The sequence below is a fragment of the Aeromonas salmonicida subsp. salmonicida genome, from assembly GCF_001643305.1.
Lineage (GTDB): Bacteria > Pseudomonadota > Gammaproteobacteria > Enterobacterales > Aeromonadaceae > Aeromonas > Aeromonas salmonicida.
The window spans coordinates 81354-105228 of the sequence record NZ_LSGW01000044.1; the positions used below are offsets into that span (position 1 = coordinate 81354).

Genomic DNA, 23875 nt, shown 5'->3' on the forward strand with positions numbered 1-23875 from the left:
ACCGGCTTCCCCCATTGACCAGCAATCCTGCCAATCATGACGGGACTCACCCTTGCTGTTGACAAAAACAGATAGAATGTAAAGAAACATGGAGGGTTAGTTGTATAAATGGTATAAAACGGCCGAATCCTCCCCCTCTGTTCCCTAGAAGTGGATACCTCTCATGTCAAAAAGAAAGATTACCGTCATCCCGGGCGACGGCATTGGCCCCAGCATCATCGAATCAGCCATCCAGATCCTGACCCACGCCGGTTGTGACTTCGAATACGAGTATGCGGATGCCGGTCTGGTCGCGCTGGAGAAGCACGGCGAGCTGCTGCCCCAGGCAACCCTGGATCTGATCGAGAAGAACAAGGTCAGCCTGAAAGGCCCGCTCACCACCCCGGTTGGCGGCGGCTTCACCTCCATCAACGTCTCCCTGCGCAAAAAATTCAACCTCTACGCCAACGTCCGCCCCGTCATCTCCTTCAAGGGTACCAAGAGTCGTTACGAGAACATCGATATCATCACAGTGCGCGAGAACACCGAAGGGATGTACTCGGGCGCCGGCCAGAAGCGCAGCGATGACAACAATAGCGCCGAGGCGATGAGCATCGTTACCCGCGACGGGGCAGAACGCATCGTCAAGTTTGCCTTCGAACTGGCCCGCCAGGAAGGACGCAAGAAAGTGACCATCATCCACAAGGCCAACATTCTCAAGTCCACCTCTGGCCTGTTTCTGGAAGTGGCCCGCGATGTCGCCGCTCGCTACCCGGATATCCAGAGCGAAGAGATGATTGTCGATGCCGCCTGCATGAACCTGGTGATGTACCCGGAGCGGTTCGATGTCATGGTCACCACCAACCTGTTTGGCGACATCCTCTCGGATCTGTGCGCCGGTCTGGTGGGCGGTCTGGGCATGGCACCTGGTGCCAACATCGGCGATGGAGCCGCCATCTTCGAAGCTGTGCATGGCTCGGCGCCGGATATCGCAGGCAAGAACATCGCCAACCCGACCTCGGTGATCCTCGCCGCCATCCAGATGCTGGAATACCTGGGCATGCAGGACAAGGCTGAGCGCATCCGTGAGGCTGTGCGCGCCACCATCGAATCCGGTGATCGCGTGACCCGGGATCTCGGGGGGACCGCCTCTACCAGCGAGTTCACCCAATCCATCATAGACCGTTTGTAATTCATCTTAATTCATTGATTCAAAAGGGGAGCTCAGGCTCCCCTTGTTTTATCTCGCGGCACGCTACCCGCCTAGTCAATTGGCTACTATGTTCAATGCATAAGGGATAAGGAGATCCATTATGCGCGCTATTTTTCCCCTGTTGCTTATCAGCAGCAGCGTCATGGCAGTAGACAGACCGGTCGAAAATGCCTGGAAACAGCTTCCGGCAGCCCAGTCGCAGCCCGCCAGTCAGGTATGGCGTTCCAGTCTGGATACCAATGATCTGCTCAAGGCGCCCAAACCGCTCTCCTTCGGGGTAGACATCATGACGGACAGCGACGGCAACCAGCAGGTTACCGCATACCAGAAGCTGAATTTGACGGCGGAGAAGAGCGTAAGCCTCTCCTTCGAACACCACAAACCCAGGATCAAATTCAAGGCAGCTGGCATGAATACGGCCATCAAACTCAGAGGGGATGGGGTCAAGTTGCAGTTCAATCCGGTCGACAAGAGCATTCCCCTGCAGATAGAGCTCAAAGTCACGGATGACGAGTCATCCCTGCGTCTCGACTACCGCTTCTGACACTGGCTGCATGGCGCAGATAGCAAAAGACCGATGGCATCGCTGCCATCGGTCTTTTTTCTGCTAACGGCAAGGGGCCGGATGTCACTCCTTGGCTTCCAGCTTGGAGACCCAGTACTTGTTGTAGACGTGTACCGTGATCTCTTCGCGATCGTGATAGAGCTGCTTGGCCTGAATGACGAAGGCGTTGTCTACCTCCTTGAGCAGGCCGCGTAACACCTCTATGTTGTGTACCGCTTCGGCGTAACGCTTCTTCATCGGCAGCTTGAGGTTGAACATGGCCTCCTGACAGTCGTTCTCGCGGAACCAGTCGGCGATCATGTGAACAACCCGCGCCGGCTTCTCCACCATGTCGCACACCAGCCAGTAGATATTCTTCTTGCTGGGGCGCCACACAAAACCATCATCACGCAGGTGCTTCACCTGACCGGTATCCATCAGGGACTGGGCCATGGTGCCGTTATCCACCGCTGTCACCATCATGCCGCGACGCACCAGCTGATGGGTCCAGCCACCCGGACAGGCGCCCAGATCGACCGCTTTCATGCCGGAGGTGAGGCGCAGGTCCCACTCTTCCCGCGGTACGAACACATAGAAGGCCTCTTCCAGCTTGAGGCTGGATCGGCTCGGTGCATCCGGCGGGCAGCGCAGACGGGGAATACCCATGTGGAATTCGGAGTTGTTGAACGAGTAGGAATACCCCAGCAACAGGTGATCGTTGGCCATGAAGAAGGCGTGGAACACCGGACGGTGCGGCGTCTCTTTCTTGGTCAGCAGCTCCTTGCTGCGCAGGGCCTGACGAAGCGGCACTGTGAACTTGCGGCAGAAGGCCGACAGCTCTTTCGCTTCGTTGGTATCGGCGGTTTCAACTCGCAGATCGCCACAGATGGTGTATTCACTGGTCGCTTCTATGATGGGCGAGATCCGATCAGCCACATCCAGATCCTTCAGCTCGTGGGTCACCACCAGCATCTGACGGATGAAGATAAGCTCTCTGAATGGCAACTTGCGCGCCAGCAGATCGGCCTGCTCCTCGTCATACAACTCGAATATCACATAACCGCTGTCGTCCTTGACCCGGGCGAAACCGTAGCACTGCATGTTACTGGCACGCTCGGTGATCTCTGCCGCCGCCTCTTTCTCAAAACCGGGGCGGCAATAAAGCAGCAGATTATTCATTTTTTCCTCCAAGACGACAGCCAGCCCATATCAGAGCCGCCCATCCCAACATAAAACAGAGGCCACCGGCCGGGGTAATGAGCCCCAGCCCCTTGCTGCCAAGCAGCACCATGGCGTAAATACTGCCGCAGAATCCAAGGATCCCCAGCAAAAATGCGGTGCCAGCGAAGGTGATTACCTTGCTGCGCACACCGCACCAACCCAGCACCAGCAGGGCCAATGCGTGAAAAAACTGATAGTGCACGGCGGTGTTGAACGCCGCCAGCTGCGAAGCCGTAATACCGCTCGCCGCCAGACCGTGGGCGCCATAAGCCCCCAGCATGGTCGCCGTCAGGCCAAAAAAACCCGCCAGTACCAGCCAATGTCGATGGATCTGCATTCTTACCCTCCTCGTTCTCTCCCTCGCGACCGTCAGCCCTGTGCCAGCGTCGCCGCGATGAAGCACCTGATATGATCAGCCGCCTGCTGCAGGTTCTCCTGCTCGCTCACGCCGCTGGCTTTTCGCGGTTTGAAGCCATGGTCACCATCGGTCAGCCAGTGGACCGATACGTGGGGTGAGAAGGGAAAATCTGCCAGTTCGGCGCGCGTACCGAAGGTGTCGCGCTCCCCTTGCAACAGCAGGGTTGGCGTCTTGATCTGCTTGAGCACCTCGCCCCGCCAGCGGTCGGGCTTGGCCGGAGGGTGGAAAGGATACCCGAGAATGAGCAATCCTGCAGCATTCATCTCGTCCCCACCTTCGCCATACAGCTCTGCCGCCATGCGTCCCCCCATGGACTTGCCCGCCAGGAACAGCCTTGGGTGAGCGAACAGCTGCGCCATCTGGCGCCAATGGTCGAGCAATACCGGCTGCCTGTCCGGCGGCCTGCGCTTGCCATCCTGGGCCCGCTTGGTCATGTAGGGAAAGTTGAAACGCACTACCTCGATATCGGGCCCCGCCAGCAGGCGTGACAGCTCGCAAAGAAAGGTGTGTTCCATGCAGGCCCCGGCGCCATGGGCCAGCAGAATGCGAACGGGGGCATCACTCGCCCCCTCTCTCATCACATCAGGCATCGGCGAGCCGTGCCCTGCGACGAGCCTCTTCCTGCTCCACCAGCTCCAGCATCCAGTCGCGGAAGGCCACTATCTTGCCCTGATCGGACTGCTGCTCCTGGCATACCAGGTAGAACGCATTCTTGCTCACCAGCACCTGCTCGAACGGGCAGATAAGGCGCCCCGCTTCGATTTCTGGCTGAGCCAGCACACTGTGACCAAGCGCCACCCCCTGACCGTGGATCGCCGCCTGGATCACCATGGTGGAGTGACTGAAGATGGGCCCCTGATTGACGTTGGGTGCATCGATGTCGAGCTGGCGAAACCAGGCTTTCCAGTCACGGCGGGAGGTATCGTGCAACAGGGTGTGGCGGATCAGATCATCCGGGGTGCGCAGCGGCTTGGGGCCGGTCAGCAAGAGCGGCGAGCAGACAGGGATCAGGTACTCGGTGTGCAGCTTGTCGGCACGCAGTCCAGGCCAGTTGCCACGGCCGTAGTAGATGGCCACGTCCACATCGTCGGTCAGCGACCCCTCGTCCATGTCCACCGCCTTGATCCGTACGTCTATGTCCGGATGACGTTCACTGAACTTCACCAGTCTGGGCACCAGCCACTGGATGGCAAAACTTGGCTGCAAGCTGACGGTGAGCGCCCCCTTGGCACTGCGGGCCAGCAGCTTGTCGGTCGCCTCCGAGATAGAGGTGAAGATGTCTTTGATATCGAGGAAGTAACCCTGCCCCTCTTCAGTCAACAGCAAGGAGCGGTTCTTGCGGCGAAACAGCTTGATGCCGAGATACTCTTCCAACGCCTTGATCTGGTGACTGATGGCAGCCTGGGTCACAAACAGCTCTTCCGCTGCCCGGGTGAAGCTTAAGTGACGAGCCGCGGCTTCGAATGCTTTCAGGGCATTGAGCGGGGGTAAACGACGAGACATGAGACCAGCCGACGATGAGTTTTTCTAATGGGCCGCATTATAATTTGTCGGTTGCGGGTCGACCAGTGAATAAACATAATTCGCTTCGCAATCCGTTGTCATATGGCTCACTTTTTCTCTTCCATGTTGGTTTACATGTGATTTTTGTGAGTCAGTGGTCTGCGATTGTGGTGTTGTGTTTCTTCCTCTGCGGGAAGAGGGGCTTAAATCGGACCGATTTAACCCAGTCTGTCATCTGAATGTGTTTGGCGCCTCCGGTTGGATGGCGCCTTTTTTCTTATCCTATACCTTGAACTGCCCCACCAGCTGCTGCTGTTTGTCCGCCAGCGCCGACAACTCGCGCCCATTTTCGGCGGAGGTCGCCGCCTCGGCCCGTATGGTATGGCTCACATCGCGAATGTTGCTGACGTTGCGATTGATCTCGTCCGCCACCCCGCTCTGCTCCTGCGCCGCCCTGGCAATCTGCTCGTTCATCTGATGAATGGTCGCCACCGCATGGATGATCTGCTCCAGCACGCTGACCGACAGATCCACTTTTGTCAGCGTCACATCCGCCTGGCTGTGACCCGTCATGATCGCCTTGACCACGGCCTCGGTACCGGACTGAAGCTGCCCTATGAGAGTCTGGATCTCGACGATGGCATTCTGGGTACGCCCCGCCAGATTGCGCACCTCGTCAGCCACCACGGCGAAGCCACGGCCCTGTTCACCGGCCCGCGCCGCCTCGATGGCGGCGTTCAGCGCCAGCAGGTTGGTCTGCTCGGCGATCCCCTGGATCACCACCAGTATGTCGTTGATGTTGTCGCTGTTGGCGGCGAGTCGCTCCACCACAGGTTTGGCATCGCTGATCACCGCCATCAACTTGCGCATGGCCTCCTGGGTATCGGCCACCACATACTTGCCCTCCTGCGCCGAGGTATCTGCCTGGTTGGCCGCCGCCACCGCCGAGTTGGCGTTGCCCGCCACCTGCAAGGCAGTGGCACTGAGCTCCTCGAATGCAGTCGCCACCAGATCCACCTCCTGGTACTGGGCCTGCATGCCGGCACTGGTGCGCTCGGCAACCTGAGCCGCCTGCTCCGCACTGGCGCGGGTGCCCGCAACGGTATCGATCACCTGACTGATGGTGGATTGCAACTTGTTGAGGAAGCTGTTGAACCACTTGGCCAACTCGCCAATCTCGTCATCGCGATGCAGGTCAATCCGCTGGGTCAGGTCTCCCTCCCCCGTGGCTATGTCCTTGAGGCGAGCCACCACGGCGCGAATGGGGGCGACTATCTGACGAGCCATCAACCAGATGCAGAGCAAGGCAACTACCGAAATCACGCCGCCAATCACCAGTTGAGTGACCACGCTGCCATTGGCCTGGTTGGAGAGTTCATCTTGCAGCTGGCGGGCCGAGGCCAGCACAACGGTGCGGGGAAGCTCGATATAGATGCCCCATTTGTGCTCGGTGCCGCGCATGCTGACCGGCACGAAGGTTTGCAGCAGAGTCCCGTCAGGACTCCAGCGTGTCATTGTCTGCCCCTGGCCGATCCAGCCTTTCAGATCGCCAGCCAGTGCCTGATATTGCTGCCCCAACGGGCTGCCCAGAGTGACGTCAAACCCATCCACCCCGGCGGCTCGCCCTTCGTGACTGACCAGCAATACCTTGCCCTGTCCGTCGTACAGCGCCTGATCCATCTCCTTGACCAGACTTTGCAGGGTCGCCAGCGAGATATCGACCCCGACCATGCCGAGCAAGGTCTCCTGCTCCAGCAGAGGGACTGTCACCGAGGTCATCAGTACCTTCTGCGACCCCACATCATCGAGGTAGGGCTCGAGCAGGCAGAGCGCCTTGCTGCGAATGCTGCAACGATACCAGTCGTTCTCGACGCCACCTGCTGCCGTGGGGCTCTCGTCCGCCAGCACGGATTCGTCTTGCACCTCAGCTTCTATCTTGCCGTCGACCCGGGCCCAGTAAGTGGAGAAGCGCCCCTTGTCATTGGCACCCAGCTCGCTGGAACCGTGGTAGTTGCTGTCCTCCCCATCCAGCTGATCGGGCTCGAACACCGCATAGACACCAAGCAGGTTGGCGGAAGCCGCCGCCGCATCGTGCAGTTGCTGATTGACGGCACCACGCAGCGCCTCGGAAGAGCCAAAGTTGTCGGCCGCATTCTTGCGCTGGAACAATATGCTCTGAGCCAGCAGAGTGGTACGAAAATAGGCCTCATCCAGATAGCTGGTAACCTTGGCCGCCTGCTCGGATCCCATCGCCTTCATCCAGTTTTCGGCCGAGCGTTGCGCCTCCTCAGTGGTGGAGGTCAGCACCTGATCCTGCATCCGGGCGGCGCTATAAAGAGAAGAGGCAACCAGGGCACCAGCACTGGCCAATAAACAACAACCGGCGATCAGGGTGATCCGCCCCTGAACAGAAAGAGAACTCATGCCACCATTCCTAGCTCATACAGATGTGATCAGTGTATCGGTTTTGGATACAAAAACTTAACCTAATCAAGCAAAATCCAGGCTCAGCTGGTTAACTTCCCCGTCACGAGGCAGGCCCACAACCAGCCCGAGCAGTCGAATGGGTTTACCCTGCGCCCGCAGCAGCCCCTCATGGAGCAGATCGTGAAACAGCTCGGGCTGATAGCCGCCACGGCGATAGACGGTGGTCTGCTGAAAATCGGCGAACTTGAGCTTGATCCCCTGCCCCATCAACTGCTCCCTGGCATAGCCAGCGGCAAAACGACGCTCCAGCTCGGGAATAAGCTGGCTCAGTACCTGCCAGCAGGCGGCTTCATCCAGCACATCGCTGGCCAGCGTGGTCTCCACGCCAATGGTTTTACGGATCCGCTGCGCCTGCACCGGCTGATCATCACGGCCCCAGATCCGGCCAGTCAGCATCTCCCCCAACTTGCCAAACCGGGCGATCAGCTCATCACTGCTGAGCACTCTTGCATCCTCACACGAATAGAGTCCCAGGGACTCCAGCCGCTCGGCCGTCTTGCGTCCGATCCCCGGCAACTTGGCCAACGGCAGCTGGCGCACGAACTCATCCACTTCCTCTGGCCGGATCACGAACAGGCCGTCGGGTTTGCGCTGCTCCGACGCGAGTTTGGCCAGAAATTTGTTCGGTGCCACCCCGGCCGAAGCGGTCAACCCCAGTTCGGTCACTATGGCCTGGCGGATCTCGGCCGCCATCAGGGTGGCACTGCCACCACAGCAATTACTGTCGGTGACATCGAGGTAGGCTTCGTCCAGCGAAAGCGGCTCCACCAGCTCGGTGTAACGCAGGAAGATGGCGCGCAGCTGACGGGAGGTCTCCTTGTAGACCGCCATTCGTCCCGGTATGAGTACGAACGGCGGGCAGAGCTTCTTGGCCAGGCCACTCGGCATGGCGGAGCGCACCCCGAAACGGCGCGCCACATAGTTGCAGGTCGAGATTACCCCCCGCCGATCGGAGGAGCCCCCTATCGCCAACGGTACGTCCCGCAGAGCCGGGTTGTCCCGCATCTCTACCGCCGCATAAAAGCAGTCCATGTCGATGTGAATGATTTTGCGCATACCACTGTACGAATAAACAGTTAACTCACCCATGCTAACCCAGCGCGCCCGTTTCTGCCATCGGCATGAAACACCGAACAGGCATAGACTCTTAAGACACCACTCACAACAAATGACAAGGAGGAAGGGAATGAGAGCACTTTGGCTGGGAGTAGGACTGGGACTCTGTCTGCTGCCGCAGCTTGGCGGTACCAAGGACCACCCGACCGCCGAATGCAGCTGGCTGCATGATCGCATCGAGACACTGGAGAAGGCCATCAAACAAGGGGATGAGCTGGGAACACGGGAGGAACTGGCGCGCTGGAAGGCCGAGTTCAAAAAGAAAGCCTGTCATCAATACGACTACTGAATCCCCCTCCCGCCAAAGAAAAGGCGGGCTGACCCCAAGGCCAGCCCGCCTGCCATTCAGCCTTGGCCCGAGTACAACTCGAAAACCCTAGCCCGCTCAGATGATCCGGTTATCGGTCAGCATCTTGCGACGGGCCTCTTCCTTGGCCATCTTCTTCTTGCGGTTGTCACAGGGTTCCGGGCAATCGCACTCCTTTTCGATACCTATAGTGCCCAGTCCGCCACAGGAGCCGGAAATGGTCTTCTTCTGGAAGATATAACCTATGGCCATGGCCACTACAACGACCAGAAATACCCCGAAGGTGATCAGAAAAATCTGCATGCTGGTGCCCCTTACTTTCTAACCAGGTACTGTTTGAACGCATCTGAATAGGCTTCGTCAAAACCATCGGCCGTCTTGGTGATCACGAAGATCGCCAGTCCGCGCTCCTTGGCATACGCCAGGCTCTTCTCGGGCCCGAGCACCATGAACACGGTCGCCAACCCGTCTGCGGTCATGCAGGAAGGGTGAATGACGGTCACCGACACCATGCGATGCTGGATAGGTTTGCCCGTCATGGGATCGATAGTGTGGGAGAAACGCTGGCCATCCATTTCGTAGTAATTGCGGTACTCGCCTGAAGTGGCAACCCCGTTGTCCCCCGGCACTATCACTTCCTGCACCGAGCCGGCATTGGCGGTCGGCTTCTCGATGGCCACACGCCAGGGGTGCCCCTTGCCGTTGACGCCATTGATCCGCAGCTCGCCACCGATCTCCACCAGATAGTTGCGAGACCCCATGGACTCCAGATACTCGGCCACCTTGTCCACCCCAAAGCCCTTGGCAATGGCGGAGAGATCCACGTAGAGGTCCGGAATATCTTTTTGCAACGTATCGGCATCAGCGGAGGTGATCACATGCAAATTGCCCAGACCTGTCTTCTGACGGGTCTGGGTGATCAGCTCCTCGGACGGGATCCTGGTCGGACGCGCATCCGGTCCGAAGCCCCACAGATTGACCAAGGGGCCAACGGTAACGTCAAGCGCCCCCCGGCTCTCACGGCCCAGATGCAGGGATTCAGTCACCACCCGGGCGGTATCGCGAGAGACCACCACAGGGGTCGAGCTTCTGTGCTGGTTGAAACGGGACAACTCGGAATCGGGACGATAGGTCGACATCTGGTCGTTGACCCGCTCCAGCAGGACGTCGACCTCGGCCTGGAATTTGGCCGGATCCGTGATGACGTTATCCGCCACCTTGATGGAATAGTAGGTACCCATGGTGCTGCCGGTGATGTGGATCTCCGGCTTGGATTGGACCGTTTCCTGACCGCACCCCGTCAAGAAAAAGGCTAGCCCTAAGGCTAGCCAGGTCTTTACAACACTGTGCATTGATTAACCACCAAAGTCATCCAGCAGGATGTTTTCGTCTTCAACACCGAGGTTTTTCAGCATGTTGATGACGGCAGCATTCATGACGGGAGGTCCACACATGTAGAACTCGCAATCTTCCGGCGCCTCGTGGTTCTTGAGATAGTTCTCGAACAAGACGTTGTGGATGAAGCCGGTGTAGCCATCCCAGTTGTCTTCCGGTTGCGGATCAGACAGGGCGACGTGCCACTGGAAGTTGTCATTCTCGGCCGCCAGCATGTCGAAGTCTTCGACATAGAACATCTCGCGCTTGGAACGGGCACCGTACCAGAAGCTCATCTTGCGATGGGTCTTCAGACGACGCAGCTGGTCGAAAATATGGGAGCGCATCGGCGCCATACCCGCCCCACCACCGACGAACACCATTTCAGCATTGGTGTCTTTGGCGAAGAACTCACCAAACGGACCCGAGATGGTCACCTTGTCGCCAGCCTTGAGGCTGAAGATATAGGAGGACATCTGGCCGGGAGGCGCAGTCCAGTTGCTGGGTGGCGGGGTCGCGATCCGCACGTTCAGCATTATGATGCCGAACTCTTCCGGATAGTTGGCCATGGAATAAGCACGAATGATCGGCTCGTTGACCTTGGACTCCAGTTCGAAGATCTTGAAGCGATCCCAATCCCCGCGATACTCCTCGGGAATATCGAAGTTCTTGTACTGCACATGGTGAGCAGGGGCTTCGATCTGGATATAACCACCGGCGCGGAACGGGACGCTCTCGCCATCGGGGATCTGCAGCTTGAGCTCCTTGATGAAGGTGGCCTTGTTATCGTTGGAGATAACAGTACAGTCCCACTTCTTCACCCCGAAGATCTCTTCCGGCAGCTCGATATCCATGTCGGAACGCACTGTGACCTGACAGGCCAGACGCTCCCCATGACGGGCTTCACCCTTGCTGATGTGATCCAGCTCGGTCGGCAGAATATCACCGCCGCCAGCTTTTACACGCACCTTGCACTGACCACAGGAGCCACCGCCACCACAGGCGGAGGAGACGAAGATGCCACTGCCGGCCAGAACGCCGAGCAGCTTGCCACCCGCCGGGCTGGTGACAGCCTTGGCCGGGTCGCCGTTGATGCTGATTGTCACGTCACCTGCGGTCACCAGCTTGGACTTGGCGAACAGAATGACTGCCACCAAAGCCAGCAGGATCACGGTGAACATGACCACACCCAGAATAATTTCCATCTATTATTCCTTTTCCGATTACAGGGAAATACCAGAGAAGGACATAAAGCCCAGCGCCATGAGTCCCGCGGTGATGAAGGTGATGCCCAGTCCACGCAGACCTTGCGGCACGTCGGAGTACTTCATCTTCTCGCGGATCCCCGCCATCGCCACGATGGCAAGCATCCAGCCAGCACCCGAACCCACGCCATAGACCACAGACTCCACGAAGTTGTAGTCACGCTGCACCATGAAGGAGACGCCACCGAAGATGGCGCAGTTCACTGTGATGAGCGGCAGGAAGATACCGAGCGCGTTGTAAAGCGCAGGGAAGTACTTGTCCAGCGCCATTTCCAGGATCTGCACCAGGGCTGCAATCACACCGATAAAGGTGATGAAGCTCAGGAAGCTCAGATCCAGGCCGGAGACCAGCACGCCATCCTTGAGGACGTAGTTGTAGATCAGGTTGTTGGCCGGAACGGCAACGGTCTGAACCACGATAACAGCAATCCCCAGACCCATGGCGGTCTTGACCTTCTTGGACACAGCCAGGAAGGTACACATCCCCAGGAAGAAGGAGAGGGCCAGGTTTTCGATGAAAATCGAACGAATCAACAGACTCAGATAGTGTTCCATACCTTAATCCTTCGCCTCCACCTGCTTGGGATCCCTGGTGCGAACGCCCCAGATGATCAGACCAATGATGAAGAACGCACTCGGCGGCAGCAGCAGCAGGCCGTTAGGCACATACCAGCCACCATTGTTCACCAGCGGCAGCAGCTCGATACCGAACCAAGTGCCGGAGCCCAGGATTTCACGCACTGTGGCTACGGTCAGCAGCACGGCGCCGTAGCCCAGACCGTTGCCGATACCATCCAAGAAGGAGGGCAGCGGGGCGCTCTTCATGGCATAGGCTTCGGCACGACCCATCACGATGCAGTTGGTGATGATGAGGCCCACGAACACCGACAGTTGCTTGGAGATCTCATAGGCATATGCCTTGAGCACCTGGTCAACTACGATAACCAGCGAGGCAATCACCGCCATCTGGGCGATGATCCGTACGCTGTTCGGGATCTGGTTGCGGATCAGGGAGATGAACAGGTTGGAGAAGGCGGTCACCGCGGTCACGGCCAGCGTCATCACGAATGCCGTCTTCATCTGGCTGGTAACGGCCAGCGCGGAACAGACACCCAGCACCTGCAAGGCGATGGGGTTGTTGCCGAGCACAGGCGTCAACAGCAACTTCTTCATTTCGCTCTTGTCAGCCATTGTTGATTTCTCCTGCACGAATCTTGGCCAGGAAAGGACCAAAGCCCTTGGGTCCCATCCAGAAGTCGAACGTGTGCTGTACACCGTTACCGGTCAGAGTCGCGCCAGACAGGCCGTCGATCTCATGCACGGAACCTTCAGGGGCATGGCCCTTGATGACTCGCAAGGCTGGCATGCCGTCCTGATCGAACAGCTTCTTGTCCTTGAACAGGCCTTGCCAGGCCGGGTTCTCGATCTCGCCGCCCAGACCCGGGGTTTCACCGTGGTCATAGTAGGTAATGCCCTTGATGGTTTCCCCATCAGCCGCCACGGCAACGAAGGCATACATGGTAGACCACAGACCCTGGCCGTAAATCGGCAGGATAATGTTGTCGACCTTGCCTTCGGCATCCTTGGCGAAGAACACCGGGATCAGTCTGGAGATTTGACGCAAACCAGCCTTGTCGTCGGCAGGTGCCAGACGAATGTTCTTGGCCGGATCTTTTGCTGCCAGCTTGGTGTCGAAGTTGTCGGCATCGCCGTCAACGAATTCACCGGTAGTCAGGTCAACCAGACGCGCTTCAATCTTGTCACCGTACAGTTGGGCCAGATCACGCTTGGCCACCGAGCTGACATCGACACCGGCAACGGACAGAATATTGCTTTGCTTGTCCAGCGCCTTGTTTTCCATCTGAGCCGGACGCAGACCCACAGCAACCACTGAGACCACGATGGAACACACCAGACACAGACCGGTCACTATGGTGAGGGTGCCGACAGTAGAGTCTTTATTAAACGCCACGAGCGATCCTCCGCTTGATGTTCGCCTGCGCCACGAAATGGTCAAACAAGGGGGCAAACAGGTTGGCAAATAGAATGGCCAACATCATGCCTTCCGGGAACGCCGGGTTCACGACACGTATCAGCACAACCATGACGCCGATCAGGGCGCCATACCACCACTTGCCCTTGTTGGTAAAGGCAGCGGAGACCGGATCGGTCGCCATGAAGGCCATACCAAAGGCGAAGCCGCCCAGCACCAGATGCCAGTGCCACGGCATGTTGAACATGGGGTTGGTATCGGAACCGATGACGTTGAACAGCAGGGAAGTGGCGACCATGCCGATCATCACGCCTGCGATGATGCGCCAGGAGGCGATCCGCATGTAGACGATCATGGCTGCACCGATAAGGATCATCAGGGTGGATACTTCACCGATGGAACCCGGCAGGTTACCAAGGAAAGCATCCATCCAGCTGATGGTCTGGCCGGTTGCACCGTTGATCAGCGCCATCTGGCCGCCCTGGGCCCACTGGCTCAGCGCGGTCGCGCCCGAGTAGCCATCAACGGCAACCCAGACAGCATCACCGGAGATCTGGCCCGGGTAGGCGAAGAACAGGAACGCACGACCCGCCAGGGCCGGGTTCAGGAAGTTCTTGCCGGTACCACCGAACACTTCCTTGGCCAGTACCACACCGAAGGTGATGCCCAGCGCGGCTTGCCATAGGGGCAGCGCGGGCGGCACGATCAGCGCAAACAGGATGGAGGTCACGAAGAAGCCTTCGTTGATCTCGTGCTTGCGCACCATGGCAAACAGCACTTCCCAGAAACCACCGACCAGGAACACGGTCAGGTAAATTGGCAGGAAGTGGGTTGCACCGATCAGCATCTTGCTGCCTATACCGGCAACCGCTGGATCCAGCGAGGCACCCAGCAATTGCGCCAGCGCATATTGCCAGGTATCAGCACCGGCAACGGTACCCAGATGGGCAATAGCGGCGATCGCCTGATTGCCGACGTTGAACATGCCCCAGAACATGGCCGGGAACACGGCCAGCCACACCATGATCATCATGCGCTTCAGATCGATCGCATCACGGACGTGGGCAGCGTTGCGGGTCACGGACCCGGGGGTATAAAACAGGGTATACGCCGCCTCGAACAGGGCATAGTACTTGGCGTACTTGCCACCCGGCTCGAAGTGATGTTCCATATTTTCAAGAAGTTGCTTGAAACTCATCGCTTAACCTTCCAGTTCTATCTTGGTCAGGCACTCACGCAAGATCGGGCCGTACTCTGTCTTGCCGGGGCAGACGAAGGTACAGAGCGCCAAATCTTCCTCATCCAGCTCCAGACAACCGAGCGCTTGCGCGTTGTCGATGTCACCGGAGACCAGATCCCGCAACAGCAGGGTCGGCAGGATGTCGAGCGGCATCACACGCTCATAGTTGCCGATAGGCACCATGGAGCGATCACTACCGTTGGTGGTGGTAGTGAAGTTGATGAGCTTGCGCTTCACCAAATGCGAGAGGGTGGTACGGGTGATGGAGAACTTGCTGGCGCTGGGGTTGACCCATCCCAGAAACTCTTTCTCACGGCCTTCACTCAGCACGCTCACCTGATTGTGGTAACGACCCAGGTAGTCATGGACCCCTTCAACCTTGGCACCACTGAGCAGGGAACCGGAGATGACGCGGTTTTCATCCGCCCGCAGCTCGTTGTTGGTCAACTGGCTGATACAGGCACCCATACGGGTACGCAGCAGGCGAGGCTTCAATACGTTCGGGCCAGCCAGGGCGATCACCTTATCGGTGAAGATCTGACCAGTGGTGAACAGCTTGCCGTACGCGATGACATCCTGATAGTTGATGTACCACTGCACCTTCTTGGCACTGACCGGATCCAGGAAATGGATATGGGTGCCTGGCAGACCGGCAGGATGCGGACCGACGAACACTTCTTCTTTGACTTGCGCCAGAGAAGCGTGCGGCAGGCTGGCCTCGCCTTTACAGACGTAGACGGCGCCATCAGTCAGGCGCGTCAATACGGCCAGACCATCGAGGAAAGCCTGTGACTGTTCCTTGATGATGAGCTCGGCATTGGCAGCCAGCGGGTTGGTGTCCATGGCGGTGACGAAAATGGCACGGGGAGAAGACTCCACGGCCGGCACCTTGCTGAACGGGCGAGTACGCAACGCAGTCCATTGCCCTGATGCGACCAGGATCTCCTGCACCTTGCTGCGCGCGAGCTGTGCCAGCTCGGCAGACGCAAAGTGTTCAAAGGTCACCTGCTCGTCGGACCCATCGATATCGATGACAACGGATTGCAGAATGCGCTTGGCACCCCGGTTGATCTCTGAAACCACACCGGTGGCAGGGGCCGTGAATTTAACGCCAGGGTTCTTCTTATCTTCGAAGAGCTCCTGACCTTTAATGACGCGATCACCTACTTTGACAAGCATAGTAGGACGCATCCCCACGAACTCTTCGCCGAGTGTAGCAACACGGGTGATGGCCGGGCCATCGTAGATTACTTGCTCCGGAGCACCCAGCACGGGGATGTCCAGTCCTCTTTTAATTGTAATCATACTCACTTGCACTACCGTTAAGGGAAGACAGGTTGGTTAGCGCCGAGAAATACATCACGACGAGTTGTTGAATGAGCCCGTTCATGTTGCAGGATAATGTCGAAGCGACAAACAAATCAGCAACATACAGGGTCATTCAAAAGCGCTTGAGTTTAGCACTTATGGCAAGTCAGCTTCTATGCAAAATGGGGAAAATCCCCGCTCTATCACAAAATCATCGAAATTTAATCGCACCGTTTTTTTCGCTAAACCTCAGGCTCTGCGTTGAGTTAGCCATTAATACCCCAAAATGGGTAATGGTTTTTATGTTCAAAAATGGATTAGAAAATTTGATATCTGGGCAGGGGAATAGCGCCCAGCTTCCGGACACAAGACGCAGCCCAAAAACGTTTGTTAATTGTTAACTGGTCGCGGATTAAGTAACTGATTGATCAATAATGTTAGGTCAGCCCATTTTTGCTGACACAGCTCGGCGTCTTTGGTGCCTGTTCTCTTTGCAACCACTCCTGCTCCGTATAGGTATGCAACGCCAGTGCATGAATGGCGCCAGCCAGCTCGTCGGCCAGCACGGCATTGACCTGACGATGACGGGCCAGCAACCGGTGACCGTCGAAATGCGGGCTCACCACCACCACCTTGAAGTGGCTCTCGGAACCCGGTGCCACCCTGTGCATATAGCTTTCGTTGACGACCTCCAGATGAGTGGGGGACAAGGCAGCGGCCAGCTTGGCCTCGATCTGTTGTTGCATGGTCACGAGCATCACTCCCAAAATAGATGTCCGGCCATTGTAGCCAGAGTTGGCGGTATGACGAAATTGCCCCGCGTGGGAAAATGGTCGCAAATTTGCCCCGCCCACACAGCTGCCGGACTGGTGAAATTCTCCGCCCCCGCTAGAATAGCGCCACTTTGCGCCCCGTCGGCGCCTGTTTTATGAATCACGTTGGACTCTCGCTTATGCAAACCCTTCTCGACACGGCTCATTGTCGTCTGACCCTGTATCGCTACCCACGCCAGAGCCAGGATCCGTTGCAAGCCTGGGATGCGGCAGACGAGTATCTGATCAATACCTTGGCTGAGACGCCACTCGAACAAGCCGGCCCCGTCATCATCATGAATGACGGCTTCGGCGCACTGGCGGCGTTCCTGCATCCTCACGCCCCTGTCTGTGTCAGCGACTCCTATATCAGCGAGCGGGCGACCCTTGCCAACCTCGCAGAGAACGAACTGGATCCTCACGCCATCAGATTGCAGGATGCGCTCGCGCCACTGCCCTTGGCCCCGGCACTGGTAGTAATCAAGGTATCCAAGTATCAGGCGCTGCTGGAACAGCAACTGCTGGCATTGCGTGCGGTGGTCACACCGGCTACTCGTGTCATTGCCGCCGGCAAGGCCAAGGACATTCACAGCTCGACCCTGGCATTGTTTGAAAAATACCTGGGGCCAACCCGCACCTCGCTGGCCTGGAAGAAGGCGCGCCTGATCCATTGTGAGCCGCAAGCGATGCAGCCGGAACTGGCCAACCCCTATCCGACGGTCTGGCCGCTGGAGGGCACCGGCATGCTCATCCACAACCATGCCAACGTGTTTTCCCGCACCAGCCTGGATATAGGTGCCCGCTTCATGCTGGACAATTTGCCTGTCCACAGTGCGCGCAAGGTGATCGATCTCGGTTGCGGCAACGGTGTGCTGGGGCTGGCACTGCTGGCGAAGGATCCCGAGGTGGAGGTGACCTTCATCGACGAATCCCATATGGCGGTCGCCTCGGCGCGGCTCAACGTCGAACACAATCTGCCGGATGCCCTGCCCCGTGCCCGCTTCATGGTCAACAACTGTCTCGATGACGTGGCAGTAGGAGCGGCGGATCGGATCCTCTGCAACCCGCCCTTCCATCAGTTGCAGGCGATCACCGATCATATCGCCTGGCAGATGTTCAGCGATGCTCACCGGGTGTTGCCCCAGGGGGGCGAACTCTGGATAGTAGGCAACCGTCACCTGGATTATCACAACAAACTCAAGCGCCTGTTTGCCAATGCACAAGTCGTTGCGTCGAACAGCAAATTCGTTATTTTGAAAGCCATCAAACGCTAAACAGAAAGCTAAAGGAAACCCATGATGAAAAAGTCACTCTTGCTGCTGGCCGCCCTGATGCTGGGTGGTTGTGCGACTCACTGGCCGGAAACCGCTCTGCTCAACCCGCAGGTGATTCCTTCCAATCAGCAGTACTACTCGGGCAACCGCATCACCCTGGAAGGGGTCGACAAACGTGAAGCCGCCTACGTCTTCTCCATCAAGAAGAAAGAGAAGGCAGCCGTGCTGGTCAACAGCGAACAGCCGCTCAACAACCTGCTGGCCGAAAAACTGGCCGAAGGGCTGCGCAGTCAGGGACTGGAAGTGGGCAACAGCGGTACCACCAACCTGACCCTGGCCATCTCCAGCGCCGCCGTCACGGTGGAAGAGAAGACCTTCACCTATGTCACCAAGTCCCGCGTCAGCCTGCAGGTGATTGCCGACTTCCAGGGCAGCAAGCTGACCAAGCAGTTCAACATGTCTTCCAGCAAGGAAGGTCCGGGGGAGCCGAGCATGGCCGAACTGGAATCCATCCTGAACCAGCAATTGGGCAGCCTGCTGCAACAGATCATGGCGGATGACGCTCTGCGTGGTTACCTCAAAGGTCAGCCGAGCTGAGAAAGGAGAGCTAAACAATGAAGAAACTCTGGTTACTGGCCATGCTGATCGCCCCGCTGGCGTTTGCCGGCCCCAAGGTCAGGATGGAGACCAACCACGGCAATATAGTGGTGGAGCTGGCATCCAAACAGGCGCCGCAGACGGTGAAGAACTTCCTGCGCTACGTGGCGGACGGCAGTTATGACGGCAGCCTGTTCCACCGGGTGATCCAGGATTTCGTGGTGCAGGGGGGCGGCTACAACCAGCAGTTCCAGCAACTGCCGACCTTCGATCCCGTGGTCAACGAGTCCAAGGGCGGCCTGCCCAACAAACGCGGCAGCATCGCCATGGCCCGCACCCAGGCCGTGGACAGCGCCACTCGCCAGTTCTACTTCAACCTGACCGACAACAATAACCTCAACGCCAATGCAGGCGCCGGTTATACCGTATTCGGCCAGGTCGTGCAGGGTATGGAGGTGCTGGACAAGCTGGCCCAGGTGCAGACGGGTTACAGCTCCATTCTGCGCGCCAACGACGTACCCACCAGCCCCATCATCCTGAAGAAGGTGGTGTTGCTGGCGGAGAAATAACGCGAGCCGGATCACATTCCGCTGCGTCTTTGCCCGGGTCACCGGCGCACCTTTCTATACTCTGGCCCTGCCCCGTTTCCCGGGGCATGGCCCACCCGAGGAGAAGGAGGTTCCGGTGATCTACCACCAGTACTTAACCCAACACGCAGTCCCGCTGGCTCGGGCGGTTCGTCACTTTCTGGCACGAGAAATCCCTTATCAGCAGTTGGAAGACTTGAGCTGGCAGCTCCTCTCCCACTGGCAAGATTTGCCCCACGATCCCTATAACACCCAAGCCGCCACCGATCAGGAGGGTGTCTTCTGGTTCCTGCTGCATAGCCTGCATCAGTGGGATGAGCAGCAGATCATCGCCGATGTCTGGCTGCGCATGCAGCTGATGGCGTGTGCCAATTATCTGACCATGGAAGGCCCCTGCCCCCGCCACTGCATGGGTTCCCGCCCCTGAATCCTGGTCCGCTCTGCTCGGCTTGCCTTGGCTATCCCCCCCGAACCTGACAAAATGGCGCAATTTTCCCAGAGGAGTCAGGTATTTGAACACTGTCCGCACACCGAGCTGGCGAGACTCGCTCGCCGTCTATCTTGAGTCTCGGGTCCTCATCCTGTTTGCCATGGGCTTCTCTTCCGGTCTGCCGCTGCTGCTGGTGTTTGGCACCCTGTCGTTCTGGCTGCGCGAGGCCGATGTCAGCCTGACCGACATAGGTTACATGAGCTGGGTAGCACTGGCTTATGGCTTCAAGTGGCTGTGGTCACCGCTGGTCGATCGACTGCCCCTGCCACTGCTCTCCCACTGGCTGGGGCGACGTCGCAGCTGGATGCTGCTCTCCCAGATACTGATTGCCGCGTCACTGGTGAGCATGGCCTTCTGCGATCCCAAGACCCAACTGGCCCAACTGGCCCTGTTCGCCCTGTTGGTGGCGTTCGCCTCCGCCACTCAGGACATCGTCATCGACGCCTATCGCATCGAGTCGGCGCCGGAGCGGCTACAGGCAGCCATGGCCGCCTCCTATATGACAGGTTATCGACTGGCGATGATCATGGCGGGTGCGGGGGCACTGGCGCTGGCAGCCTGGCTTGGCAGCAACACCGGCTATGACTACAACGGCTGGCGACTCACCTATCTGCTGATGGCGGGACTCATGTCTCTTGGCGTCATCACCACACTGATCTGCCATGAGCCGGATATCGATCTCGCCGGTCAGAACGAACAGCAGGAGGCGCGCAAGGCGCTGCTGCTCTCCCATGGCTGGCCAACCTCGCTGGCCGGGGTCGGTGCCTGGATCTATGAGGCCATCTGGTGTCCGTTTGCCGATTTCTTCCGCCGTTATGGTGGATCGGCCATGCTGATCCTCGGGCTCATCGCCTGCTATCGCATCTCGGACGTGGTGATGGGCGTGATGTCCAACAGCTTCTACGTGGACATGCAGTTCAGCAAGACAGAAGTGGCCACCATCACCAAGGTGTACGGCGTCATCATGACGCTGGTGGGTGCGGCCCTAGGGGGCATATTGGTAATGCGCTTTGGTACCTTGCGGATCCTGTTCCTCGGCGCCCTGCTCACCGCCAGCACCAACCTGTTGTTTGCCCTGCTCAACGAAGTGGGTCACAACCTGCAGCTGCTGACCCTGATCATCTCGGTCGACAACCTGAGCGCCGGCATAGCAACTGCCGCCTTCGTGACCTATTTGTCGAGCCTGACCAACGTGGCCTTCTCCGCCACCCAATACGCCCTGTTCAGCTCCGTCATGCTGCTGATGCCCAAGCTGCTGGCAGGTTTTTCCGGCCACTTCGTCGAACAGTTTGGCTACAGCACCTTCTTTATCGGCACCAGCCTGCTCGGCATTCCCGTCTTGATCCTGATCGTCATGGTTGCCAGACGAGGAAGGACATTGCTCTCGGAAGCGGACAAATAGCAAGCGTTTGCGTGAAATTGGGGGTGATTAGATTCACACTTCCGAATAAAGTTCCCCGGTGCTTGTTTCTCCGATGAACTTATTTGGCTAGAATCCCTCCCGCTCCTTGTGGGCAGGCTACGGAAAACCTCAACTAACGCACAAGAGACCAATAAAATGGCCAAATTTACCAAGACTCTGATCGCTGCCGGTCTGCTGGCTGCTGCCGCTACTCCGGCCTTCGCTGCTGACTACAGCGGTGACATCCACAAAAATGATTACAAGTGGATGCAGTTCAACGTCATGCATACCATCGACCAACGTCCAACTTTCACCGAAGATGGTAACTACAACGATACCTATCTGGAAATGGAGTTTGGTGGTCGTTCTGGTATGTTTGATCTCTATGGTTATGTTGACGTATTCGATATTTTCAACTCTCGTCACAGCGATAAGCATGACAAGGGTAATATTTTTATGAAGTTCGCTCCGCGTCTCTCTCTGGATGCCCTGACCGGTAAAGATCTCTCCTTCGGTCCAGTACAAGAGCTCTACATTGCTACCCTGAACAACGTTGATGACTCCATGATGGAGAACATGATCGGTCTGGGTACTGATGTACAGGTGCCTTGGTTCGGTAAAGTTGGCATGAACCTGTATGCTCGCCATGCAACCGAAAGTGGTTTCGCAGCTGAAGATGGTGACTGGAACGGTTATCAGTTCTCCATGAACTGGTTCAAACCTTTCTACACCTTCTCCAACGGTAGCTTCGTATCTTACCAAGGTTATCTGGATTATCTGTTTGACCGCGATACCCATGGTGATGATTTCTATTCATCCAATGGACTGGGTACTTTCCACGGTATCTACTGGCACTCCGACCGTTACGCTGTTGGTTACGGTCTGAAATACTTCAACGAAATCTATGGCCTCAACAACAGTGACCTGACCAAATCTACTGGTTTCGGCCACTACTTCTCCGTTACCTACAAGTTCTAATCGAACGGGTAATGTGGACACAAAAAACCGGAGCAGCTGCTCCGGTTTTTTTATGGCTCTGTCATCGAGCCTTTTGCTATCGCACTATGTGCAATCGAACAAGGGAGAGGGCCGAACCCTCCCCGCCCGTCATCAATCGCGGAAATTCTGGAACTGCATCGGCTGACCCAGCTCGGCACCACGTACCAGCGCCATGGCTTCCTGCAGATCGTCACGCTTCTTGCCGGTGACCCGCACTTCATCACCCTGAATGGCGACCTGCACCTTGATCTTGGAATCCTTGATCAACTTCACCAGCTTCTTGGCGATCTCTTTCTCGATCCCCTGCTTGAACTTGACGTTCAGGTGGAAACGCTTGCCTGAGTGAACGCTGTCACCCACGTCCATTGAGCTGTTCTCGATGTTGCGCTTGAGCAGGGCTGCGCGCAGGATCTCGACCATCTGCTTGAGCTGGAAGTCGGCATCGGCCTCCAGCTTTACTTCTTCCTTGTTCAGCTCGAAGCTGGCTTCAACACCACGAAAATCGAAACGGGTCGCCAGTTCACGATTGGCGTTATCGACGGCGTTCAACACCTCGTTCATTTTGACTTCAGAGACAATATCGAATGACGGCATGTCAGGGCTCCTCATGTTGCGCTATAAGGGCGCAAATCTACCAGAAAACCGGCAAATTTGCTGATTTCGATGGGGTTGCTCTGCTAGAATCCCCTGCGCACAGGAATGGCGAGACCCGTTAGTGTCCGCCAAGCGACATTTCACTTATCCCCGGTAAATGGTTGATCGGAATGCAACCCTACCTTGATTGAGTCTCTCCATGCCAAGCGGATTACAGAGTTCCCGACTGCCCTCCTCCCCCCAATGGTCACTGCTGGGCTGCGGCGCCCTGGGTGGCGTTTTCGCCTCCCTGCTGACTCAAAGCGGCCAATCGACCCGCGTCTTGCTGCGCGATCGCCACCGTTCGACCCTGCACCCCGGGATCGACTTCACCTCGCTGGAAGGCCAGACCCAGCTGATCGCCATCGAGCGCGGCTTCGTCGAGCAGCCCGGTCAGATCAAGCGCCTGCTGGTGATGACCAAGGCAGGTCAAGTCGTGTCGGCCTTGACCCCCTTGGCAGGCAAGCTGGCGGCGGGTGTGCCCATAGTGCTGCTGCACAATGGCATGGGCATTGCCGAGCAGGTGGTGCAGCTGTTTCCGCATAATCCTGTCATTGCGGGCGTCACCAGCCACGGCGCCATGCAGAGCGGTCACTTCGTGTTCCGCCACACCGGCAAGGGCGAGACCTGGCTCGGCCCGGTCAATGAAGCGGCCAGGGCTCATGCCTCCCTGGCAGAGGATCTCACCGCCGCCCTCGGTCAGGCCGGTTGGGATGAGCAGATCCTGGCTCGCCAGTGGCAAAAACTCGCCATCAACTGCGCCATCAATCCACTGACGGCGCTCTATAAGCTCAAAAATGGCGAGCTGGCCGGCCCTCGCTTCGCCGATGCCCTGCAACAGATCTGCGTGGAAGTGGCCGACGTCATGCAGGCCGAAGGCCAGCCCACCAGCAGCGATGAGCTGCTGCGCCGCGCCATGACGGTGGTCGAGTTGACCGCCGACAACTACTCCTCCATGCATCAGGATATGGAGCAGGGGCGCGAGACAGAGATCGAGGCCATCACCGGCTTCCTGCTGGCCTGCGCTGCCAAACACGGCATAGCGGTGCCGGTCAATCAGGGCCTCTATCAGGCCATCAAAGAGAAGAGCTGAGCCCGGCGAGGTGGCCGGTA

General features: G+C 57.7%; 27 protein-coding genes. 11 read left to right on the top strand and 16 right to left on the bottom strand.

Translation table 11 applies throughout. The annotated features are described in order from the left end of the window. Positions 1 to 163: 163 nt before the first annotated feature. Together AXW79_RS03890 and AXW79_RS03895 are read left to right on the top strand one after the other, a co-directional pair. Positions 164 to 1171, top strand: coding sequence for an isocitrate dehydrogenase (locus tag AXW79_RS03890; RefSeq protein WP_005312009.1), 1008 nt, complete (start codon positions 164 to 166; stop codon positions 1169 to 1171). Positions 1172 to 1292: 121 nt separating this feature from the next. Next, positions 1293 to 1736 carry a hypothetical protein gene (locus tag AXW79_RS03895; RefSeq protein WP_005312007.1) on the top strand — a complete coding sequence of 148 codons (444 nt, stop codon included), beginning with the start codon at positions 1293 to 1295 and terminating at the stop codon, positions 1734 to 1736. Between the two features lie 84 nt (positions 1737 to 1820). Here the strand turns inward: AXW79_RS03895 and rlmM are convergent, their stop codons facing one another. The 6 genes from rlmM to dinB form a co-directional block, all read right to left on the bottom strand. After that, positions 1821 to 2915: a 23S rRNA (cytidine(2498)-2'-O)-methyltransferase RlmM gene (rlmM, locus tag AXW79_RS03900; RefSeq protein WP_005312006.1), complete on the bottom strand. Its 1095-nt coding sequence runs from the start codon at positions 2913 to 2915 to the stop codon at positions 1821 to 1823. Next, positions 2908 to 3294, bottom strand: coding sequence for a DUF423 domain-containing protein (locus AXW79_RS03905; RefSeq protein ID WP_005312004.1), 387 nt, complete (start codon positions 3292 to 3294; stop codon positions 2908 to 2910). Before AXW79_RS03905 ends, rlmM begins: the two co-directional genes overlap by 8 nt. Before the next feature lie 32 nt (positions 3295 to 3326). Next, a complete protein-coding gene (locus tag AXW79_RS03910) occupies positions 3327 to 3965 on the bottom strand; it encodes an alpha/beta family hydrolase (RefSeq protein WP_005312002.1) in 639 nt (212 codons plus the stop codon). After that, complete coding sequence (locus AXW79_RS03915) at positions 3958 to 4878, bottom strand: transcriptional regulator GcvA (RefSeq protein ID WP_005312000.1); 921 nt, start codon at positions 4876 to 4878, stop codon at positions 3958 to 3960. Before AXW79_RS03915 ends, AXW79_RS03910 begins: the two co-directional genes overlap by 8 nt. 282 nt (positions 4879 to 5160) lie before the next feature. Continuing rightward, on the bottom strand, positions 5161 to 7302 hold the full coding sequence (locus AXW79_RS03920; protein ID WP_011898999.1) for a methyl-accepting chemotaxis protein: 2142 nt from the start codon (positions 7300 to 7302) through the stop codon (positions 5161 to 5163). A gap of 66 nt (positions 7303 to 7368) precedes the next feature. Next, complete coding sequence (gene dinB, locus AXW79_RS03925) at positions 7369 to 8421, bottom strand: DNA polymerase IV (RefSeq protein ID WP_005311996.1); 1053 nt, start codon at positions 8419 to 8421, stop codon at positions 7369 to 7371. Between the two features lie 130 nt (positions 8422 to 8551). On the opposite strand from dinB, the gene AXW79_RS03930 reads away from it, so the two are divergent. Beyond that, the gene (locus tag AXW79_RS03930; RefSeq protein ID WP_005311994.1) at positions 8552 to 8770 is read left to right on the top strand and encodes a hypothetical protein; all 219 of its coding nucleotides are present in this window, start codon (positions 8552 to 8554) and stop codon (positions 8768 to 8770) included. Between the two features lie 96 nt (positions 8771 to 8866). Here AXW79_RS03930 and nqrM read toward each other — a convergent pair whose 3' ends face one another. The 8 genes from nqrM to AXW79_RS22735 are packed head-to-tail and all read right to left on the bottom strand — an operon-like array spanning position 8867 to position 15965. Further along, positions 8867 to 9091, bottom strand: a complete 225-nt coding sequence (gene nqrM, locus AXW79_RS03935) for a (Na+)-NQR maturation NqrM (RefSeq protein ID WP_005311992.1) — start codon at positions 9089 to 9091, stop codon at positions 8867 to 8869. A gap of 11 nt (positions 9092 to 9102) precedes the next feature. Then, complete coding sequence (locus tag AXW79_RS03940) at positions 9103 to 10140, bottom strand: FAD:protein FMN transferase ApbE (protein ID WP_011899001.1); 1038 nt, start codon at positions 10138 to 10140, stop codon at positions 9103 to 9105. Between the two features lie 3 nt (positions 10141 to 10143). Continuing rightward, the gene (nqrF, locus tag AXW79_RS03945) at positions 10144 to 11367 is read right to left on the bottom strand and encodes an NADH:ubiquinone reductase (Na(+)-transporting) subunit F (RefSeq protein WP_005311988.1); all 1224 of its coding nucleotides are present in this window, start codon (positions 11365 to 11367) and stop codon (positions 10144 to 10146) included. 18 nt (positions 11368 to 11385) lie between these two features. Beyond that, positions 11386 to 11982: an NADH:ubiquinone reductase (Na(+)-transporting) subunit E gene (gene nqrE, locus AXW79_RS03950; protein ID WP_005311986.1), complete on the bottom strand. Its 597-nt coding sequence runs from the start codon at positions 11980 to 11982 to the stop codon at positions 11386 to 11388. Between the two features lie 3 nt (positions 11983 to 11985). Continuing rightward, positions 11986 to 12618: an NADH:ubiquinone reductase (Na(+)-transporting) subunit D gene (locus AXW79_RS03955; protein ID WP_005311984.1), complete on the bottom strand. Its 633-nt coding sequence runs from the start codon at positions 12616 to 12618 to the stop codon at positions 11986 to 11988. Beyond that, a complete protein-coding gene (locus AXW79_RS03960; RefSeq protein ID WP_005311981.1) occupies positions 12611 to 13399 on the bottom strand; it encodes a Na(+)-translocating NADH-quinone reductase subunit C in 789 nt (262 codons plus the stop codon). The genes AXW79_RS03955 and AXW79_RS03960 overlap by 8 nt, the downstream gene beginning before the upstream one ends. Further along, positions 13389 to 14618, bottom strand: coding sequence for an NADH:ubiquinone reductase (Na(+)-transporting) subunit B (locus AXW79_RS22730; protein ID WP_005311979.1), 1230 nt, complete (start codon positions 14616 to 14618; stop codon positions 13389 to 13391). The genes AXW79_RS03960 and AXW79_RS22730 overlap by 11 nt, the downstream gene beginning before the upstream one ends. A 3-nt stretch (positions 14619 to 14621) precedes the next feature. Next, a complete protein-coding gene (locus tag AXW79_RS22735; RefSeq protein WP_011899003.1) occupies positions 14622 to 15965 on the bottom strand; it encodes a Na(+)-translocating NADH-quinone reductase subunit A in 1344 nt (447 codons plus the stop codon). Positions 15966 to 16048: 83 nt separating this feature from the next. Between AXW79_RS22735 and AXW79_RS22740 the strand changes: the two genes are divergently transcribed. Beyond that, positions 16049 to 16369, top strand: coding sequence for a hypothetical protein (locus tag AXW79_RS22740; protein ID WP_043143638.1), 321 nt, complete (start codon positions 16049 to 16051; stop codon positions 16367 to 16369). 36 nt (positions 16370 to 16405) lie between these two features. Here AXW79_RS22740 and AXW79_RS03975 read toward each other — a convergent pair whose 3' ends face one another. Further along, positions 16406 to 16726, bottom strand: a complete 321-nt coding sequence (locus AXW79_RS03975) for a BolA family protein (RefSeq protein WP_005311975.1) — start codon at positions 16724 to 16726, stop codon at positions 16406 to 16408. 194 nt (positions 16727 to 16920) lie between these two features. Here AXW79_RS03975 and AXW79_RS03980 point away from each other — a divergent pair, with 194 nt between their 5' ends. The 6 genes from AXW79_RS03980 (at position 16921) to AXW79_RS04005 (ending at position 22108) form a co-directional block, all read left to right on the top strand. Beyond that, the gene (locus AXW79_RS03980; RefSeq protein ID WP_042467131.1) at positions 16921 to 18054 is read left to right on the top strand and encodes a methyltransferase; all 1134 of its coding nucleotides are present in this window, start codon (positions 16921 to 16923) and stop codon (positions 18052 to 18054) included. A gap of 24 nt (positions 18055 to 18078) precedes the next feature. Further along, positions 18079 to 18651 (top strand): YajG family lipoprotein, encoded by a 573-nt coding sequence (locus AXW79_RS03985; RefSeq protein WP_005311967.1) that lies wholly within the window; start codon positions 18079 to 18081, stop codon positions 18649 to 18651. Between the two features lie 17 nt (positions 18652 to 18668). After that, complete coding sequence (locus AXW79_RS03990) at positions 18669 to 19220, top strand: peptidylprolyl isomerase (protein ID WP_005311965.1); 552 nt, start codon at positions 18669 to 18671, stop codon at positions 19218 to 19220. Between the two features lie 115 nt (positions 19221 to 19335). After that, positions 19336 to 19665, top strand: a complete 330-nt coding sequence (locus AXW79_RS03995) for a hypothetical protein (RefSeq protein ID WP_005311963.1) — start codon at positions 19336 to 19338, stop codon at positions 19663 to 19665. An 85-nt stretch (positions 19666 to 19750) separates the two neighbouring features. Beyond that, positions 19751 to 21130, top strand: a complete 1380-nt coding sequence (locus tag AXW79_RS04000; RefSeq protein ID WP_005311962.1) for an AmpG family muropeptide MFS transporter — start codon at positions 19751 to 19753, stop codon at positions 21128 to 21130. 156 nt (positions 21131 to 21286) lie between these two features. Next, positions 21287 to 22108: a nucleoside-specific channel-forming Tsx family protein gene (locus AXW79_RS04005; protein WP_005311960.1), complete on the top strand. Its 822-nt coding sequence runs from the start codon at positions 21287 to 21289 to the stop codon at positions 22106 to 22108. 132 nt (positions 22109 to 22240) lie between these two features. Here the strand turns inward: AXW79_RS04005 and AXW79_RS04010 are convergent, their stop codons facing one another. Then, positions 22241 to 22723 carry a YajQ family cyclic di-GMP-binding protein gene (locus AXW79_RS04010; RefSeq protein ID WP_005311958.1) on the bottom strand — a complete coding sequence of 161 codons (483 nt, stop codon included), beginning with the start codon at positions 22721 to 22723 and terminating at the stop codon, positions 22241 to 22243. Between the two features lie 199 nt (positions 22724 to 22922). On the opposite strand from AXW79_RS04010, the gene AXW79_RS04015 reads away from it, so the two are divergent. Continuing rightward, positions 22923 to 23855, top strand: coding sequence for a ketopantoate reductase family protein (locus tag AXW79_RS04015; RefSeq protein WP_005311957.1), 933 nt, complete (start codon positions 22923 to 22925; stop codon positions 23853 to 23855). Positions 23856 to 23875 lie beyond the last annotated feature (20 nt).

Bases quoted from the DNA above. Each gene is read 5' to 3' on its own strand.
- AXW79_RS03890 (WP_005312009.1), top strand. From the start codon at position 164: ATGTCAAAAAGAAAGATTACCGTCATCCCGGGCGACGGCATTGGCCCC.
- AXW79_RS03895 (WP_005312007.1), top strand. From the start codon at position 1,293: ATGCGCGCTATTTTTCCCCTGTTGCTTATCAGCAGCAGCGTCATGGCA.
- rlmM (WP_005312006.1), bottom strand. From the start codon at position 2,915: ATGAATAATCTGCTGCTTTATTGCCGCCCCGGTTTTGAGAAAGAGGCG.
- AXW79_RS03905 (WP_005312004.1), bottom strand. From the start codon at position 3,294: ATGCAGATCCATCGACATTGGCTGGTACTGGCGGGTTTTTTTGGCCTG.
- AXW79_RS03910 (WP_005312002.1), bottom strand. From the start codon at position 3,965: ATGCCTGATGTGATGAGAGAGGGGGCGAGTGATGCCCCCGTTCGCATT.
- AXW79_RS03915 (WP_005312000.1), bottom strand. From the start codon at position 4,878: ATGTCTCGTCGTTTACCCCCGCTCAATGCCCTGAAAGCATTCGAAGCC.
- AXW79_RS03920 (WP_011898999.1), bottom strand. From the start codon at position 7,302: ATGAGTTCTCTTTCTGTTCAGGGGCGGATCACCCTGATCGCCGGTTGT.
- dinB (WP_005311996.1), bottom strand. From the start codon at position 8,421: ATGCGCAAAATCATTCACATCGACATGGACTGCTTTTATGCGGCGGTA.
- AXW79_RS03930 (WP_005311994.1), top strand. From the start codon at position 8,552: ATGAGAGCACTTTGGCTGGGAGTAGGACTGGGACTCTGTCTGCTGCCG.
- nqrM (WP_005311992.1), bottom strand. From the start codon at position 9,091: ATGCAGATTTTTCTGATCACCTTCGGGGTATTTCTGGTCGTTGTAGTG.
- AXW79_RS03940 (WP_011899001.1), bottom strand. From the start codon at position 10,140: ATGCACAGTGTTGTAAAGACCTGGCTAGCCTTAGGGCTAGCCTTTTTC.
- nqrF (WP_005311988.1), bottom strand. From the start codon at position 11,367: ATGGAAATTATTCTGGGTGTGGTCATGTTCACCGTGATCCTGCTGGCT.
- nqrE (WP_005311986.1), bottom strand. From the start codon at position 11,982: ATGGAACACTATCTGAGTCTGTTGATTCGTTCGATTTTCATCGAAAAC.
- AXW79_RS03955 (WP_005311984.1), bottom strand. From the start codon at position 12,618: ATGGCTGACAAGAGCGAAATGAAGAAGTTGCTGTTGACGCCTGTGCTC.
- AXW79_RS22730 (WP_005311979.1), bottom strand. From the start codon at position 14,618: ATGAGTTTCAAGCAACTTCTTGAAAATATGGAACATCACTTCGAGCCG.
- AXW79_RS22735 (WP_011899003.1), bottom strand. From the start codon at position 15,965: ATGATTACAATTAAAAGAGGACTGGACATCCCCGTGCTGGGTGCTCCG.
- AXW79_RS22740 (WP_043143638.1), top strand. From the start codon at position 16,049: ATGTTGCAGGATAATGTCGAAGCGACAAACAAATCAGCAACATACAGG.
- AXW79_RS03975 (WP_005311975.1), bottom strand. From the start codon at position 16,726: ATGCTCGTGACCATGCAACAACAGATCGAGGCCAAGCTGGCCGCTGCC.
- AXW79_RS03980 (WP_042467131.1), top strand. From the start codon at position 16,921: ATGCAAACCCTTCTCGACACGGCTCATTGTCGTCTGACCCTGTATCGC.
- AXW79_RS03985 (WP_005311967.1), top strand. From the start codon at position 18,079: ATGAAAAAGTCACTCTTGCTGCTGGCCGCCCTGATGCTGGGTGGTTGT.
- AXW79_RS03990 (WP_005311965.1), top strand. From the start codon at position 18,669: ATGAAGAAACTCTGGTTACTGGCCATGCTGATCGCCCCGCTGGCGTTT.
- AXW79_RS04005 (WP_005311960.1), top strand. From the start codon at position 21,287: ATGGCCAAATTTACCAAGACTCTGATCGCTGCCGGTCTGCTGGCTGCT.
- AXW79_RS04010 (WP_005311958.1), bottom strand. From the start codon at position 22,723: ATGCCGTCATTCGATATTGTCTCTGAAGTCAAAATGAACGAGGTGTTG.
- AXW79_RS04015 (WP_005311957.1), top strand. From the start codon at position 22,923: ATGCCAAGCGGATTACAGAGTTCCCGACTGCCCTCCTCCCCCCAATGG.